Origin of the sequence: Myxococcus stipitatus DSM 14675, from assembly GCF_000331735.1 — a bacterium.
GTDB lineage: Bacteria > Myxococcota > Myxococcia > Myxococcales > Myxococcaceae > Myxococcus > Myxococcus stipitatus.
The window spans coordinates 8,503,994-8,518,635 of sequence record NC_020126.1 but is presented as its reverse complement, the minus strand read 5'-3'; the positions used below and the strand labels follow the sequence as shown (position 1 = coordinate 8,518,635).

Here is a 14,642-nt window from a genome sequence, read left to right as displayed (position 1 = left end):
AGGCCGATGGCCAGTCCGGTCGCTTCGCGCTGCTGCCTGTCCGTTTGAAACTGGTAGCTATGCGACACTTTCTCACTTCGATTTCGACGGCTTCACCGCGCTCAGGATGTACTGGGGCAGGAGCTCCTCGCGGAACTTCCGCCACAGGGCCACGTGGTTGTAGTTGCCTGCGGTGAACATCGCGACGAGGTCCAGCTCGGGGACGACCATGATGAGCTGGCCTCCGTTCCCGCTGGCCTCGTATTGCGAGTACACCCGGTCGCCCACGCGCAGCTCGTGGCGCCACCACGTGTAGCCGTAGCTCTGCTTCGCGTTCATGGTCGCGTGGAGGGCCGTGGAGCGCTCGACCCAGCGCTGGCTGACGACGCGCCGTCCGTTCCAGGTTCCTCCCGAGAGGTAGAGCTGCCCGAGCTTCAGCGCGTCTCGCGGGCGCATGTAGATGCCACCGCCCAGGTACATCTCGCCCGACGGCATCAGGTCCAGGTGGTACTTGCGCAGCTGGAGCGGCGTGGCGAGGTGCTTCTCGAAGAACTCCGGCAGCCAGCTCCGCGTGGTGTTGCGAAGCACGCCGCCGAGCAGGTTGATGTTCGCCGAGCAATACACGGCCTGCTTGCCGGGCTCTCCCACCATGGGCAGGTCCAGCGTGTACTTGTACCAATCGGGGACGGAGTCCTCGAGCCGGTCCTCGTTGCCCGGGGACTCCGGGTCATCGTCATCACAGGCCAGGCCCGTGGACATGGTCATCAGGTGCGCGACGGTGAGCGCGCGCTTGCGCGCATCGAGGCTTGAAATCTTCCCGGCGTACTCGGGGAACAGCGAGACGACGGGCGTGTCGACGGTGAAGGGCGCGCCCTGGTCCAGCGCGATGCCCACCAGCACGGAGGCATAGGTCTTCGCCGCCGAGCGCAAGTCGTGAGGGCGCTCCTTGTCGAAGCCGTGGAAGTACTCCTCCACCACCAGCTTCCCGTGACGCGCAATCAGCAGGCCCTGGATGGCGGGCGCGGGTTGAGAACCGGGTGTCTGGTCGAGGATGCCCTGCACGAGCTTCCGGACGGGCTGGACGTCCATCCCCACGTCGGTGAGCGAGGCGGTGGGCCAGCCGTCGTCCTCGGCGATGGGCGCTTGATAGACGTAAGGGCCCGAGGCAGGGGAGCGCGGGTAGAGGCCCACGGCCTGGGTCCGCTCCCGCCGGGTGAAGTCGAACGTCAGGTCGAACGGCGGATAGCGCAAGGACAGTCGCTGGGCCGCCGCGTCGAACGTTCCCTCCAGGGGTTGAGCGCGCCCCGACGTCGGCGTGAGGCGAATAGTCGAGCCCTGGAGTCCGACGCGGAACAGCACGCGGTTGCCGAAGTTCCGCTCGGGGTTGCGGATGAATGCGGCCACGGAGCCATCGGGTTGCTTCTCGACCACGAGGTAGAGCGAGAACCGGTCCTCCAGTGGTGACACGTCGCCGCGCCACACGCCCGGCTGGAGTGCCCGCAGCACCACGGGCGTGGCGAACGTCATGCCGCTCATGAGCACTCGCGGCTGAATCCAATGGCCGGTGATGCGCTGGCGGTCCTCAGCGAGGGTTCCCCGCAGCTCCCCCTGTCCACCCGGCAGGAGGACGGAGACCTTCTTCCCCTCCACGCGGGCCGGGATGTCGTAGCCCGCGATGCGTGCGCGCCACGTGTTCTGACCCCGCACCAGCGTCAGCTCGCCGCGGACCTCCGGGCCCAGGGTTCGCTCACTGCCCCAGATGCCCACGAGCGGCGCTTCGGGGGGCGGGGGGGCCGCGTGAGCACGTCCAAGAGACGCCCACAGGATGAGGAGAGCGGTGACGAAGGGGGTACCGGGTGCGCGCATGCCGGCGTGGACCTTACGCCGTGTGATGACACATGCAACGAGATGGACGTCCCGCTCAATACGAGAACAGCAGCGGGTGGCAGGAGCGGGCCAGCCGCAGGGCGTCTCGCGAGAGGGCGTGGGAGCCCGGGTCCTCGGTGTCCCGCCAGGCTTCGGAGGCCACCTGATTGCTCAGCTCGAAACACAAGCTGGCCGTGCGTCGGGCCAGCCGGCTCTCCTTGCGCAGCGCCCGCACGTTCAGCTCACACAGCTCCGCGCACTGTCGAAGCATTCGCACGGAGGCGCTGCTGAGTCCCAGTCCTCGAGCCAACAGTCTCGCCATGCTGGCCTCGCAGGCGGCCTGACATTGGAGGCTGGCGTCGATACATCGCGACACGTCCGCACGAGCACCACCCAGTCTCGCTCCCGTCATCGCTCGGACCTCCACACTGTCCACCAGGGTATTCCCGCCGAGAAGGGGGGCAACTCGAAGTGAGACATGAGAACACGGATGTTAAACCGTTATCATGACCCAGCTCACGCTCGTCTCACCCGAAGCCGAGGAGTACGCCCGGACTCACTCCGTCGCTCCTGCTCCGCTATTCGAGGAACTCAAGGACATCACCCTTGCGCGCACGAGTTCCCCTGGAATGCAGGTCGGACCCGTGGAGGGTGCCTTCTTGAAGATGCTGGTCTCGCTCACCCGTGCGGGGCGGGTCCTCGAGATTGGCACCTTCACGGGTTACTCGGCGCTGATGATGGCGGAGGGACTTCCGGACGACGGGGAGCTCATCACCTGTGACCTCAACCCGGAGACCTCCGAGATTGCCCGCGCGTTCTTCGCACGCAGTCCGCATGGCCGGAAAATCCAGCTCGAGTTCGGGCCTGCCCTGGAAACCCTGAAGACACTGCGGGGGCCGTTCGACCTCGCCTTCATCGACGCGGACAAGGTGAACTACGGCGCGTACTGGGACGCGGTGGTTCCGCTGGTGCGGGCGGGGGGGCTGGTGGTGGTGGACAACGTGCTGTGGTCCGGGCGGGTGATGAGCCCGGAGTCGGAGGTGGACCGCGCGATGGCGGCCTTCAACGAGAAGGTCCGGAAGGACGCCCGGCTGGAGCCCGTGATGCTGACGGTGCGCGACGGGATGACGCTCGCGCGCAAGCGCTGACTTCAGTACCGCGCGAGGAAGCGCGTGAGGCTGGGGCGCAGGGCCTCGCGCTGGGCGATGCACTGGTCCACCCGCTCCAGGGACTGGGCCAGCGCGCGCTCCCCGCCCTCGAAGTCGGCGGCGCGAGGGCCGAAGAAGCGGACCGCCTCCTCGCGGTGCCCGGCGTCGCAGAACACGCCGCCGCTGGAGAGCAGCCACGTGGAGATGTCCCGAGGCAGCCGTCCCCGCAGCGTGTCGAAGTTCTCGCGCAGGAAGGTGAAGGCCACGTCCCGCGTGGAGCTGTCCGAGAGCTGGCCGAAGAGGATGGCCAGGGCCTCGCGCGCGTCCACCTTCGAGTCCAGGAGCAGCTCCAGTCCCGCGCGAGCCAGCGACGCGTCCCTGAAGCTGCCCAGCGCGTTGAAGAGGAGGCTTCGCTCGGACTCGGTGACGGCGGTGCGCGCCGCGTCCCTCAGTTGCTTGTGAAGGGCGGCGTCACCCGCCACCGACGCGGACTGGAGGACGATGGCCGCGTCCTCCGACTGCAGGGCGCCGTGGTTCTTCAGCCAGCGCAGGGCCAGACGGCGGGCCTCGGCGCGCAGCTTGGGGTCCTCTCCCTCGTTGGTGGCGATGCCCAGGAGCGTGGGCCTGAGCAGCCGCAGTTCCTCGCTGTCTCCGGGACGCGAGACGAAGCCCACCGTGCGTGCGCGCTCTCCGAAGAGGCTCCGCACGAAGCGGGCGCGATGCGCGCGCAGCGTCTCCGGCACCAGGTCCGAGTGCACGCTGCCCACCACGCTCGCCGCGCCCATCACCAGGTTCGCGTCGCCATCCCCCAGCCGCGTCACCAGCGTGAGCGCCTGGCTCACGTCCAGCGCGCCGCTGGACAGCAGCGCTTGTGCATCCGCCATCAACACCAGCCGCTCGGGGACGCTGAGGCGCGCGGAGCCCTTCGTCGCGAGCCGCGTCAGGCCGTCGCCCCGCACCAGCGCGTGGTAGTACCCGCGCGCATCCGCGTTGGGGTGGACCCAGTCCGGGCACTGCCGCGCCTCCGCCAGCGTCAGGGTGCCGGAAGGCTCGGTGAGCACCGTGCACGCGCGCCCCTCCACGCCGCCCACCGCGTAGCGCACGCACAGCGGCACGTGCCAGGGCTTGGAGTCAGGGGCCTTGTCGGACGCGCCGAGTGGCAGATAGCGCCGCTGCTCCAACGCGAGCCGGGGCGCGCCCTCCTTGGGGCACTCCAGCGTCATGGAGACGAGGGGGACACCGGGCTGGTCCAGGAACGAGGAGAACGCGGGTGAGACCTCCTGGCCCGCGGCCTGGGACAGCGCCTGGATGAAGTCCTCGGTGGTGGCGGTGCCGCGCGCGTGCGTCCGGAGGTAGTCGCGCACGCCGCGCTGGAAGACCTCGGGCCCCAGCCACGACTCGAACATCGCGAGCACGGCCGCGCCCTTGCCATAGGTGATGCCGTCGAAGGCGCTGTGGATGTCGCCCGACACTTCGATGGGTTGGCGGATGCTGCGCGCGCTGACGAGCCAGTCCTCGCGCATGGAGCCACTTCGCGCCTCCACGCGGCGCAGGTCGCCTCGCCACTCGGGACGCCAGCGCGTCACCACCTTGAAGGCGAGCCAGTCCGCGAAGGACTCGTTGAGCCACAGGTCATCCCACCACGCGGGCGTCACCAGGTTGCCGAACCACTGGTGCGCGAGCTCGTGCGCCTGCGTCTCCGTGAAGACGCGCTGCCGCGCCACGGAGTCATCCTGGGGCGTGCTGAGCATCAATCCCCCGGCGAAGGTGATGAGGCCCGGGTGCTCCATCGCTCCGCCCTGATGTCCCGGCAGCGCGAGCACATCCAGCTTCGCGTACGGATACGGCGAGCCGAACCACTCCTCCAGCTCCACGAGCAGCGGCCCGGTGACATCGGCCGCCCACCGGCTCTCCGCCCCGCGTCCCTTGGACACAATCATGCGGACGGGGACCTGGTTCTTCCCGGCCTTGCCCGCGTCCACTACATCGAAGGGGCCCACCGCGAAGGCCACCAGGTACGTGGGCAGCGCGGGTGTCGGCTCGAAGCGCACCGTCTTCCAGCCCTCCGCGTCCCGCTTCTCGGAGCGCACGGGCGTGTTGGCGAAGGCGGAGTCCTCCGCGCGCACGCGCAAGGTGAGCTCGAAGGGAATCTTGAAGGAGGGCTCGTCGAAGCACGGAAACGCGCGCCGCGCATACAGCGGCTGGAACTGCGTCATCGCGTACCAGTGGCCATTCTCCTCCTCGCGGAAGACGCCGCTGTCCTCCCGGGCCTTCGCGCGGCCCGCGTATTCGACGTGGAGCGTGACGATGCCCGGCGCCAGGGGCTCGCGCGGGAGGAAGGCGAGCAGGTCCTCGCCCACGGGCAGCGCCTCGACGGAGACGCGGGATTCACCCACCACGACGTGGGCGCTCGTCACCGTCAGCTCCGTGCCGTGCAGCCACAGGGCGCGCGTGGGCTCGGACAGCGACAGCTCCACGTCCACGGTGCCCCGGAACCGCTCCTGGCGCGGGTCCACCTCCAGCAGCACCGCCTGCCGCGTGGGGCGCACGGCCCCCTCCAACCGCAGGCCCGGAGGCGTGAGGACACTCGGGTCCTCGGCGGGAGGAGGGGCGGCCCGCGCGCGCGGCCCCACGGGAGCGGCGAGCGGCGCGACTTCGCGGGGGCCTCCCGCGCACCCCCCGAGGAGGCACATGAGCAGGAGGCCGAGGGCCGCGCCAAGGTGACCGAACCGCATCAGGGAAGCTCCGTCCGCCCCGGCATCGGGCGACTCGAGACCTGGGCCATTCCACCACCGCCGTCGCCGCGGCGGTACCTTTCAGCCTCCGACGACGGGGAACGCGGCGAGCAGCTCGAGGAGGGCGGGTCCGTAGAGCTTCAGTCGCTTGTCACCCAGGTATGGCACCCGGCCCAGCTCCTCCAGGTCCCGCGGTGGCTGCGACAGCAGCGCGTCCATCAGCGGATTGGTGAGAATCACGCTGGGCGTCACCTTGCGCTCGGTCGCCTTCTCCACGCGGAAGGCCTTGAGGGCGTCCTCGCGCTTGCGGCGGTTGGAGTCCTTGGGGCCCTTGTTCTCGCGCTCCGGCTGCAGCTCTCCGTTGCGCGCCTTCTCCTGCTGCTCGCGGAGGATGGCGAGGACCTCGTCGCCGTGCGTGCGCACGAAGGAGCCTCGCACGCCGGCCGCGCGCGCCAGGTCCCGGGGCGAGGAGGGCAGCCGCGTGGCGATGTCCGCGATGGCCATGTTGGAGAGCATGCGCCCCATGGGCACGTTCTCCTTCTCCGCCCACTCCAGCCGCTTCTTGTGCAGCGCGTGGGCGATGGCGTTCGCCAGCGTCATCTGCGCCGGGGACAGCCCGGAGCGGGGCAGCTTGGGCTTGAAGTCCGCGCCCACGTCGGGACGCGCCACGGCCTCGTCACACAGCCGCTCGCAGTCCAGCTCCACCTCCTCCAGGATGCCGGCCTCGCGCGTGGCCTCGCGCACCTGGCGCCCCAGCTCACAGAGGTAGCGCACGTCGTTGGCGATGTAGTCGCGCATGCCGGGAGGCAGGGGCCGCAGGGAGAAGTCCGACTGCTGGTGCTCCTTGGGCAGCTCCACGCCCAGCTTCTCCCGGGCGATATCCGCCAGGCCCACCTTCGGCCAGCCCAGCAGGGTGGCGGCCCGGTGGGTATCGAACAGACCCCGCACCCGCACCCCCGCTTCCGCCAGGAACTGCAAGTCCCCCTGGGCCGCGTGGAAGTACTTGGTTCGGCCTGGCTCCCCCATCAGCGGGGCGAGCAGCCGGGCTTCCACGCCGGGCTGGAGCGTATCGAGGAGAAAGACGTCGCTGTCGGTGGCGACCTGGAGGAAGCACAGCCGGGCTCGGAAGGCGTGCATGGAGTCGGCCTCCAGGTCCACGGCCAGCTCCCGAGCCTGCTCCAGCTTTCCGAGAGCGCTCTGGGCCCCCTCGGTATCGACCACGTCCACGGCACCCTGTGGGTAGGTTGGCATCGAGCTGGGCAGGCTAGCGGACCGGACCGCCTGAATGACGTGTTTTTTCCCGGGCCGCCGCTAGGATGGCCACGCCGATGAACGACGTCCAGCGCCTGGAAAAGAGTCTGCTTGGCCACATGGGCCGAGCCATCGCGGACCACCGCCTCATCGAGGCCGGGGACCGCATCATGGTGGGTGTGTCCGGAGGCAAGGACTCCTACACCATGCTCTACCTCCTCAGGGAGCTTCAGCGCCGCGCGCCAGTGAAATTCGACTTGCTCGCGGTGAATCTGGACCAGGGGCACCCGGGGTTCCCGGGCCACGTCCTGGAGGAGTACTTCCAGCGGGAGGGCTACCCCTACAAGCTCCTGAAGGAGGACACGTACAGCATCGTCCTGGAGAAGACGCCCCCGGGGAAGACGCAGTGCTCGGTGTGTTCGCGCATGCGGCGGGGCATCCTCTACACGGCGGCGGTGGAGCTGGGGTGCAACAAGATTGCCCTGGGCCACCACCGGGATGACCTCATCCACACGCTGCTGTTGAACCTCTTCTTCGCGGGCTCCATCAAGGCGATGCCGCCCCTGCTGAAGAGCGACGACGGCCGCAACGTGGTCATCCGGCCGCTGTGCTACGCGCCGGAGAAGGACATCGCGAAGTTCGCGGAGCTGAAGGCCTTCCCCATCATCCCCTGTGACTTGTGCGGCACGCAGGAGAACCTCCAGCGCAAGCGGATGCAGCGGCTGGTGGAGGACCTGGGGAAGGAGATTCCGAATGTCCGGCAGAGTGTTCTCAACGCGATGGCCAACGTGCGGCCGTCGCACCTGTTGGACCGGGCGCTCAACCCCGACCCGCTGAACGCGAGCGAGCCGGAGGCGGCGCCCACCCAAGACACGCAGGACACGCAAGGGGGAGCCAGTCCATGGCTCGAGAGCAGGCAATGAGCGCACGCAAGGAACGCAACGCGGCGCTGGTGGAGGTGATGTTGCTGGCGGCCATGGCCGACGGCCGTGTCTCCCAGAGGGAGCTCCAGACGCTGCTCAGCCGCGTGCTGGAGCGGCCGGAGTTCGAGGGCACGCGTTCCGAGGAGCTCAACGCGCTGGTGGAATCCAGCGTGGTGAAGCTGGCGGAGGTCCGCAACCTGGAGGACCTGCTGGCGTCCCTGCGGCGCCGGCTGCCGGACCACAAGAACCGGATGCTGGCCTTCGGGCTGGCGGCGGCGGTGGCGCTGGCGGACCAGCGGGCGACCAAGAGCGAGTTGGGGCTGCTCAAGACGTTCCAGGCCGCGCTGGGCATCTCCGAGGACGAGGTGGCGCAAATCATCGACGTCATCGAGAACGGCGGCAGCCTGGCGGAGGCGCTGGGGGAGCCCCTGGAGCGCCTGTACGCGGAGGTCATGGTGCTGGTGAGCGCGGCGGACGGGCGGCTGAAGGAGGCCGAGGCCCGGGCGCTGGTGGAGAGCTTCGCGGCGGACCCCCTGTTCGAGAACGTCAGCCCGGAGCGCGCGCAGAACTTCGTGAGCGAGGCGGTGGCGGCGCTGTCCGCGGAGGGGCTGCCCCAGCGGCTGCACGTGCTGGCCCACGGGCTGACGACCCATGCCCAGCGGGTGAAGGCCTTCCGGCTGGCCACGAAAATCGCCTTCGCGAGCGGGGAGCCCAGCCTGGCCGAGCAGCGCATCCTGGACATGTTGCAGGCGACTTTCGGTCTCGCCGACGACGAAGTGGCGCGGTTGGGCAGGGAGGGGTAGTTAGGGGGGAGGTATGACCCTTCAAGTCCCTCCATCGTCCAGACACTCCTTCCGCTTCGGGCTGCCGCCGTCGCTGGGCAACGAAACGGCGCGGGAGCGCGCGGACCGGCTGGCGGCCTTCCTCCAACGGGCGCTGGGCAAGCTGGTGGAGGTGAGCGTCGCGTCGAGCTACGAGACGCTCGCCAAGGATTTGCTCTCGGGCCGCGCGGACGCGGCCTGGGCGCCTCCCTTCGTCTGCGCGCGGATGGAGGCCATGGGCGTGAGGGTGGTGGTGCGCGGGGTGCGCCGGGGGATGTCCTCCTACCGCTCCGCGCTGGTGTGCCGAGCGGGGGCGGGGCTGACGCTGGACCGCCTCAAGGGCACCACGGCGGCGTGGGTGGACCGGGATTCAGTGGCGGGCTACCTGCTCCCCACCGCGTACCTGAAGGCGCAGGGCGTGGAGCCGGCGCGGGCCTTCTTCGCGCAGCACTTCACCAGCTCCTACCGGGGCGCGCTGGAGGCGGTGCTGGACGGCAAGGCGGATGTGGCGAGTGTCTTCTGCCCTCCGGCCTCCACCGGCCTGACGTACACGACGGGCGTGGAGGATGTGCTGGGCGCGGGTGCGGGTCGCCGCTTCGAGCTCATCGCGTACACGGACGAGGCACCCAATGACGGCGTGCCCGTGGCCATGGGCCTGGCGCCGCAGCTGGTGACGGCGCTGGAGTCCACGCTGCTGGGGCTCCCGTCCTCCGCGGAGGGTGTGGCGTTGCTGCGCGACATCTTCAACGCGGAGCGCTTCGAGCCCGCGCCGCGCATGGGTTATCGCGCGCTGTATCGCGTGGCGCTCGCGAGCTTGTAGCCGGGGCCCGCCGCCGTGTCGCGGCGAGAGAATCCGAGGGCAGCGTCCGAGTGAGCGGTGTAGGGTGCCGCGCATGAGCGACCTCAAGAGCTACGAAGGCGGCTGTCACTGCGGCGCGGTCCGGTACGAGGCGAAGCTGAACCTCTCCGAGCCGGTGATTTCCTGTAACTGCTCCATCTGCCAGAAGTCCGGGTCGATGTTGAGCTTCACCCCCGTGGAGCACTTCACGCTGCGCTCGGGGCAGGACGTCCTCACGAACTACCAGTTCAACAAGAAGGTCATCCACCACCTGTTCTGCTCCAAGTGTGGCGTGCGCTCCTTCGCGCGCGGCGTCGGGCCGGACGGCAAGGAGATGGCCGCCGTCAACGTGCGCTGCCTGGACGGCATGGACCTGTCCACGCTGAAGTCGTTCCAGTTCAACGGCCGCGACCTCTGAGGTCGCAAGGCCGCCGGGCACGAGCCACTCCGTGCCCGGTGACACGACGTCGGCTACGGCCCGCGAGCGCTCCCGTGCGCCGCGGGCTGTTTGCTTTCAAGGGGCGCCCGAGGGCTCGGGCTCAGTCGTCTTTCGTCTCGTCCAGCGGCGCGCGCGTCGGCGCACGCTTGGGCGCGGAGCCGGTGGGGGCCGTCCCCGCCCTGTGAGGCGGTGGCGCGGGAGCCTTGCCGGAGCCTGTCCCGCCCTTGCTTCCGGGGGCCGCGGAGACGGCCTGCGCGGAGGGTGTCGAGCCACTGCCCGTCCCCGGCGCCCGGGAAGACACCGGGGCCGCCGCCGAGGAGGACCCCGTCGGTGCGCGCCGGGGCGCCATGGGCGCGGTCGATGACGAGGAGACTCCGGCCGGTCCCTTGGCAGCAGGGCGCGCCGTGGGCCGACCCGCATGCGAGCCCGTGTCACCCGCCGCGGCCGCCGCCGCCGCGGCCTGCTGACGGGCGGCGATGCGCGGGTCGTAGTGGATGACGGTGGGCTCGGCCGCGAGCCGCTCCTCCTCCAGCTCCTCCGAATACGCGTCCTGCATGAACGCCGCGAGGTGCGCGGGCGTCGCGTGCAGCTTGTGCTGCACCAGGAACTCATCGAGCGCGAGCTGCACCTCTCCCGCCGAGGAGAAGCGCTCGTCGCGCTTGCGCGCCAAGGCCTTCAGCACGATGGCGTCCAGCTCCTTGGGGATGTCGGGCGACAGCTCCGAGGGCGGAATCAGCTTCGCGCCCACCACGGCCTTCAGCGTCGAGATCTCCGTGTCGCGCTTGAACAGGCGCTGGTGCGTGAGCAGCTCGTAGAACACCGTCCCCAAGCCGAAGATGTCGGAGCGGTGGTCCAGGGGCTCGCCCCGGGCCTGCTCCGGGGACATGTACGCGTGCTTGCCCTTGATGGTGCCGACCACCGTCTGGGAGAACTTCCCGGACGCCTTGGCCACGCCGAAGTCGATGAGCTTGACGCCGCCGTTGTAGCCCACGAGCACATTCTGCGGAGACACGTCCCGGTGGATCAACGCCAGCTTGCGGCCGGAGGGGCTGCGCGCGTTGTGCGCCGCATCCAGCCCCGCCGCCGCGTCCGCGATGATGCGGCACTTGAGCGCCAGGGGAATCGTCAGCTTGCGCTGCTGCGCCCTGAGTCCCAGGGGCCCCACCGCCTCGCCGTGCACGTACTCCATGGCGATGAAGTACTGCCCGTCCACGTCCCCCAAGTCATAAATCTGGGCGATGTTGGGATGGTTGAGGTGCGCGGCGATGCGCCCCTCGTCGAGAAACATCTCGATGAACTCATCGTCCTCGGACAGGTGGGGCAGCAGCCGCTTGACGACGAGCAGCTTCTGGAAGCCCACCGGCCCTTTCTGTCGCGCGAGATAGACGGCACCCATCCCGCCGATGGCGATTTTGCGCAGCAACTCGTAGCGACCGAATGTCTCCACGTCGACGCAACGATAGCCGCGAGGACCGACGCGCGGAAGCCCGCGCCGCGTCATTTCCCGTCCGGTTCATCCCCCCGCATCGACGCCGATGCGGGGGCGCGTGGCCCCTCAGGGCGGTGAGACGGGCTGCGTCTTGCACACGCTGCGGTAGCGGACCTCCACCGCCTGTCCAGGCCGAGGCACCGCCGCGGGCTCGAAGACGATGGCGTTGGCCACGGCGTCATACGTCCACTGGTTCTCCGGCACCGGCTGCCCTTGGACTCGGACGGCCATCTCTCCGTCACCCGTGGGGTCGGCTGTCAGGGGGAAGTCCGCCTGGGGCTCCCCCGCGCGCTGGATGACCGAGTCCAAGAGGGACCGGTAGCTGCCCTCGCAGATGGAGTCGGCCCGGCCTCCGGTGCCTCGCGCCACCTCGATGAAGCGGTCCGCGTCCCCTCCCGCGGTGGAGCAGCGGTTGTCGGTGGGCACCAGCGCGTAGAGCTGGCTGCGGTGGGCCATGCCCGTGCCCTTCAGCGTCTGGAGGAACTGGATGAAGCTGTCGGGGCTGAAGCCCGAGTTGTCGTCCTCGTCCGCCAGCACCACCACCGCCATGCGCGCCGCGGGCCGCACGAAGCCCCAGTTGCCGTCATTGGGCAGCGCGGTGCGCGGGTCGTCCGTCTGCTCGGACAGGGGCGCGGACAGGGCTTGTCTCATCGTCGCCAGGCCCTGCACCAGGTTGTGACACAGGCCCACCTCCACGTTCGCCTGGAGCTCCGTCGCCGCGTGGGGGCCGGCGCTGGATATCACGCGCGCGTGGCTCCCGTCGGCGGGGAACAGCCGGCCCGCCTCGCCGCCGTTGGCGCCTCCGCCGCACTGGGGGCCTCGCGGCACCAGGCCCGTGGTGGTGACACCCATGCGCAGGTCCACCTGCTGCTGCCGCGCGTACTCCAGCCAGCCGGGAATCGCCGACCGCAGGCGCTGCTGGTAGGGCGCCATCGTCGTCGTGTTGGAGATGACGAAGAGCACGTCGAGCTGGCTGTCGGTGCCCTGCGTGTAGCGGTCCACCTGGATTCCCTCGTGGTTCGTCTCGCCAATCAGCGGAATCAGGAAGGGCGCGGCCTCGTTCGCCACGTGCAGGTACAGCGGCGTGAAGTGCTGGCCCAGCACGTTGCGCGCGTAGTCCACCTCCAGCTCGAAGCCCTCGGTCGGCAGGAGCGTGCGCGGCAGTGCTATCGGCCCCACCAGGGTGAACTGGCCGCTGGTGCCATGGCCCAGCGTCGCGCCGGTGACGGTGATGGGCTCGCTGCACCGGTTGGCGACGTACGTCTTTCGCGGCGGCGCGGCGCAGTCGTAGCGGATGGGGCCGAAGTCCACGTAGGGCGGCGAGGCGACGAGGCAGCTCGCCTTCGACACGCCCTTGAGGGGCAGCGTCACCGTGGGCGCGGCCGGGTTGTTCACCGTCAGCTTCAGCTCTCCGGCGTACTCGCCCTCGGCGGAGGGACGGAAGGCCACCATGGCGCTGAAGGCCGAGTCGTACAGGACGATGCCGCCCGTCAGCTTGCCGCCCGGCATGAAGAAGGCGCCGTTGGCGTCGTTGGACAGGTGGATGTCCTTCACCGCGCACTCGCCGCGGCCCGGGTTGCGGAAGCGGAAGCCCAGCACCGCGCCCTTGCCGGGCACCACGTTGCCGAAGTCCATCACCGGCTGGGGCATGAGCTCGTACTCGCAGGGCCCGCTGGTGCGCGAGCGACCCGTGAGGATGATTTCGCGCTCGGGGTTGAAGAGGTCATCCGAGCGCACGCGCAGCCGCGCCCGGAAGGTGCCCTCCGCGACGGGCTCGAAGTAGACCTTCAGCTCCAGCGCGTCGTTGCCGGGGGCGACATCCAGCCCCGGCGTGTCCAGCTGGGGCCACGTGCCCGCGGACCACGGATAGCGCTGGGTGCCGCGCGTGGGCACGTCCACGCTGAACTGCCCGCTGTCGCCATCCGCCGTCACGCCCGTGAACTTCAGGGAGCCGTTCGTGCCCGCGTTGGTGATGCGGATGGACTGCTCCACCTTGCCGCCCACGGGCAGCTCGCCGAAGTCCAGCATCACGGGCGTCACCGCGAGGGTGGGGCGCCCGCCTCGCGCATCCAGGATGACCTCCGACTGCCGAGGCTTGTCGGAGGCGTAGTGGACCTTGAGGTCGCCGATGTTGGGGCCGGAGTAGCGCGCGGCGAACTCCATCTTCAGCTCCACCACCTCGCCCGGCTGCACCGTGGAGCCCTCCGGCTTGGAGAGCGGCACGAAGGCGTGGTCGCTGGTGATGAGCGAGTCGATGGTGACGGGCCGCCAGGTGATGTTGCGCGCGCGCGTGTACGACTGCGTGCGCTCATGCACCGGAATCAAGTCGAATGGCACGGGGGCCGGGTCGAACACGAAGGCGTTGGCGACGGAGTGGCCCTTGAGCTCCACCACTGACGGCGTGCAGTGCTCGCACGAGCGCACCTCCAGGCGCGCGTCCATGGCGCCCAGCGCGCGGGGCAGGTACTGCGTGCTCACCTTGCGCGAGGACTGGGGCGGAATGGTGATGGTGTCGGGCGTGAAGGGGTCCGGCGAGTTGCCTCGCACGACGAGCGTCAGCGGCAGATCCACCGGGTTGGTGATGGTGACCTCCAGCGCGCGGTCGCTGTCCACCTCCAGCGTCTCGTAGTCCAGCACGGGCGGGTCGATGCCAATCTGCGTGGGGGTGCCCAGGCCGGTGACCTGCACCTGGGCGTTCGAGCCCTGGTTGGCGTCGGTGGTGACGTGGACGGTCTCTTCGGTGACGCCCTCCGCCAGCGGATGGAAGCGCACGCGCACCACGTGCGACTGGCCCGGCATCACCCGGCCGCCGCCGTCCTGCAGCTCCACCTCGTAGGAGGGGTTTCCGACGATGGGCAGTGCCTCGATGGCGAAGAAGGGCACATAGCCGATGTTGCGGATGCGCACTTCACGCTCCCGCCACTCGCCTACCGGCACGTCGCCGAAGTCGAGCACGTCCATGTCCACCACCGCCGTGGCCTGCACCGCGCGGGTTTCATCCCCCTCGTGGCAGGCAACCAGGGTGGCGACGAGCACCGCCGATGCGAGGACTCGCCCCCTCTGCCCCATCCCCATGTTCCGCTCCTCACCCTTCTCCCCACACACACCCGTCAGGGTCCGGTGCGTGCTCCACCGACCCCTCCCCAATCCAAA

General features: G+C 69.7%; 11 protein-coding genes. 5 read left to right on the top strand and 6 right to left on the bottom strand.

Annotation, left to right across the window (positions count from 1 at the left end; all coding sequences use genetic code 11):
- Positions 1-72: 72 nt before the first annotated feature.
- Together MYSTI_RS32755 and MYSTI_RS45845 are read right to left on the bottom strand one after the other, a co-directional pair.
- Positions 73-1,845 (bottom strand): serine hydrolase domain-containing protein, encoded by a 1,773-nt coding sequence (locus tag MYSTI_RS32755; protein WP_015352120.1) that lies wholly within the window; start codon positions 1,843-1,845, stop codon positions 73-75.
- Positions 1,846-1,900: 55 nt separating this feature from the next.
- Positions 1,901-2,257, bottom strand: a complete 357-nt coding sequence (locus MYSTI_RS45845) for a four-helix bundle copper-binding protein (protein ID WP_015352119.1) — start codon at positions 2,255-2,257, stop codon at positions 1,901-1,903.
- 94 nt (positions 2,258-2,351) lie between these two features.
- Between MYSTI_RS45845 and MYSTI_RS32745 the strand changes: the two genes are divergently transcribed.
- Positions 2,352-2,993: an O-methyltransferase gene (locus MYSTI_RS32745; RefSeq protein WP_015352118.1), complete on the top strand. Its 642-nt coding sequence runs from the start codon at positions 2,352-2,354 to the stop codon at positions 2,991-2,993.
- Between the two features lie 2 nt (positions 2,994-2,995).
- Here the strand turns inward: MYSTI_RS32745 and MYSTI_RS32740 are convergent, their stop codons facing one another.
- Positions 2,996-5,728 (bottom strand): M1 family metallopeptidase, encoded by a 2,733-nt coding sequence (locus MYSTI_RS32740; protein WP_015352117.1) that lies wholly within the window; start codon positions 5,726-5,728, stop codon positions 2,996-2,998.
- 81 nt (positions 5,729-5,809) lie between these two features.
- Positions 5,810-6,979 (bottom strand): ribonuclease D, encoded by a 1,170-nt coding sequence (locus MYSTI_RS32735; RefSeq protein WP_015352116.1) that lies wholly within the window; start codon positions 6,977-6,979, stop codon positions 5,810-5,812.
- A gap of 65 nt (positions 6,980-7,044) precedes the next feature.
- Here MYSTI_RS32735 and ttcA point away from each other — a divergent pair, with 65 nt between their 5' ends.
- From ttcA to MYSTI_RS32715, 4 genes are all read left to right on the top strand, one after another.
- On the top strand, positions 7,045-7,902 hold the full coding sequence (gene ttcA, locus MYSTI_RS32730) for a tRNA 2-thiocytidine(32) synthetase TtcA (RefSeq protein WP_044281901.1): 858 nt from the start codon (positions 7,045-7,047) through the stop codon (positions 7,900-7,902).
- Entirely contained in the window at positions 7,881-8,705 is an 825-nt protein-coding gene (locus MYSTI_RS32725; RefSeq protein WP_015352114.1) for a tellurite resistance TerB family protein, read from the top strand. The genes ttcA and MYSTI_RS32725 overlap by 22 nt, the downstream gene beginning before the upstream one ends.
- Before the next feature lie 13 nt (positions 8,706-8,718).
- A complete protein-coding gene (locus MYSTI_RS32720; RefSeq protein WP_015352113.1) occupies positions 8,719-9,543 on the top strand; it encodes a phosphate/phosphite/phosphonate ABC transporter substrate-binding protein in 825 nt (274 codons plus the stop codon).
- A 73-nt stretch (positions 9,544-9,616) separates the two neighbouring features.
- The gene (locus MYSTI_RS32715) at positions 9,617-9,979 is read left to right on the top strand and encodes a GFA family protein (protein ID WP_015352112.1); all 363 of its coding nucleotides are present in this window, start codon (positions 9,617-9,619) and stop codon (positions 9,977-9,979) included.
- Between the two features lie 121 nt (positions 9,980-10,100).
- Here the strand turns inward: MYSTI_RS32715 and MYSTI_RS32710 are convergent, their stop codons facing one another.
- Together MYSTI_RS32710 and MYSTI_RS32705 are read right to left on the bottom strand one after the other, a co-directional pair.
- Positions 10,101-11,501 carry a serine/threonine protein kinase gene (locus tag MYSTI_RS32710; RefSeq protein ID WP_015352111.1) on the bottom strand — a complete coding sequence of 467 codons (1,401 nt, stop codon included), beginning with the start codon at positions 11,499-11,501 and terminating at the stop codon, positions 10,101-10,103.
- A 54-nt stretch (positions 11,502-11,555) separates the two neighbouring features.
- Positions 11,556-14,564 (bottom strand): choice-of-anchor D domain-containing protein, encoded by a 3,009-nt coding sequence (locus tag MYSTI_RS32705; RefSeq protein ID WP_015352110.1) that lies wholly within the window; start codon positions 14,562-14,564, stop codon positions 11,556-11,558.
- Positions 14,565-14,642 lie beyond the last annotated feature (78 nt).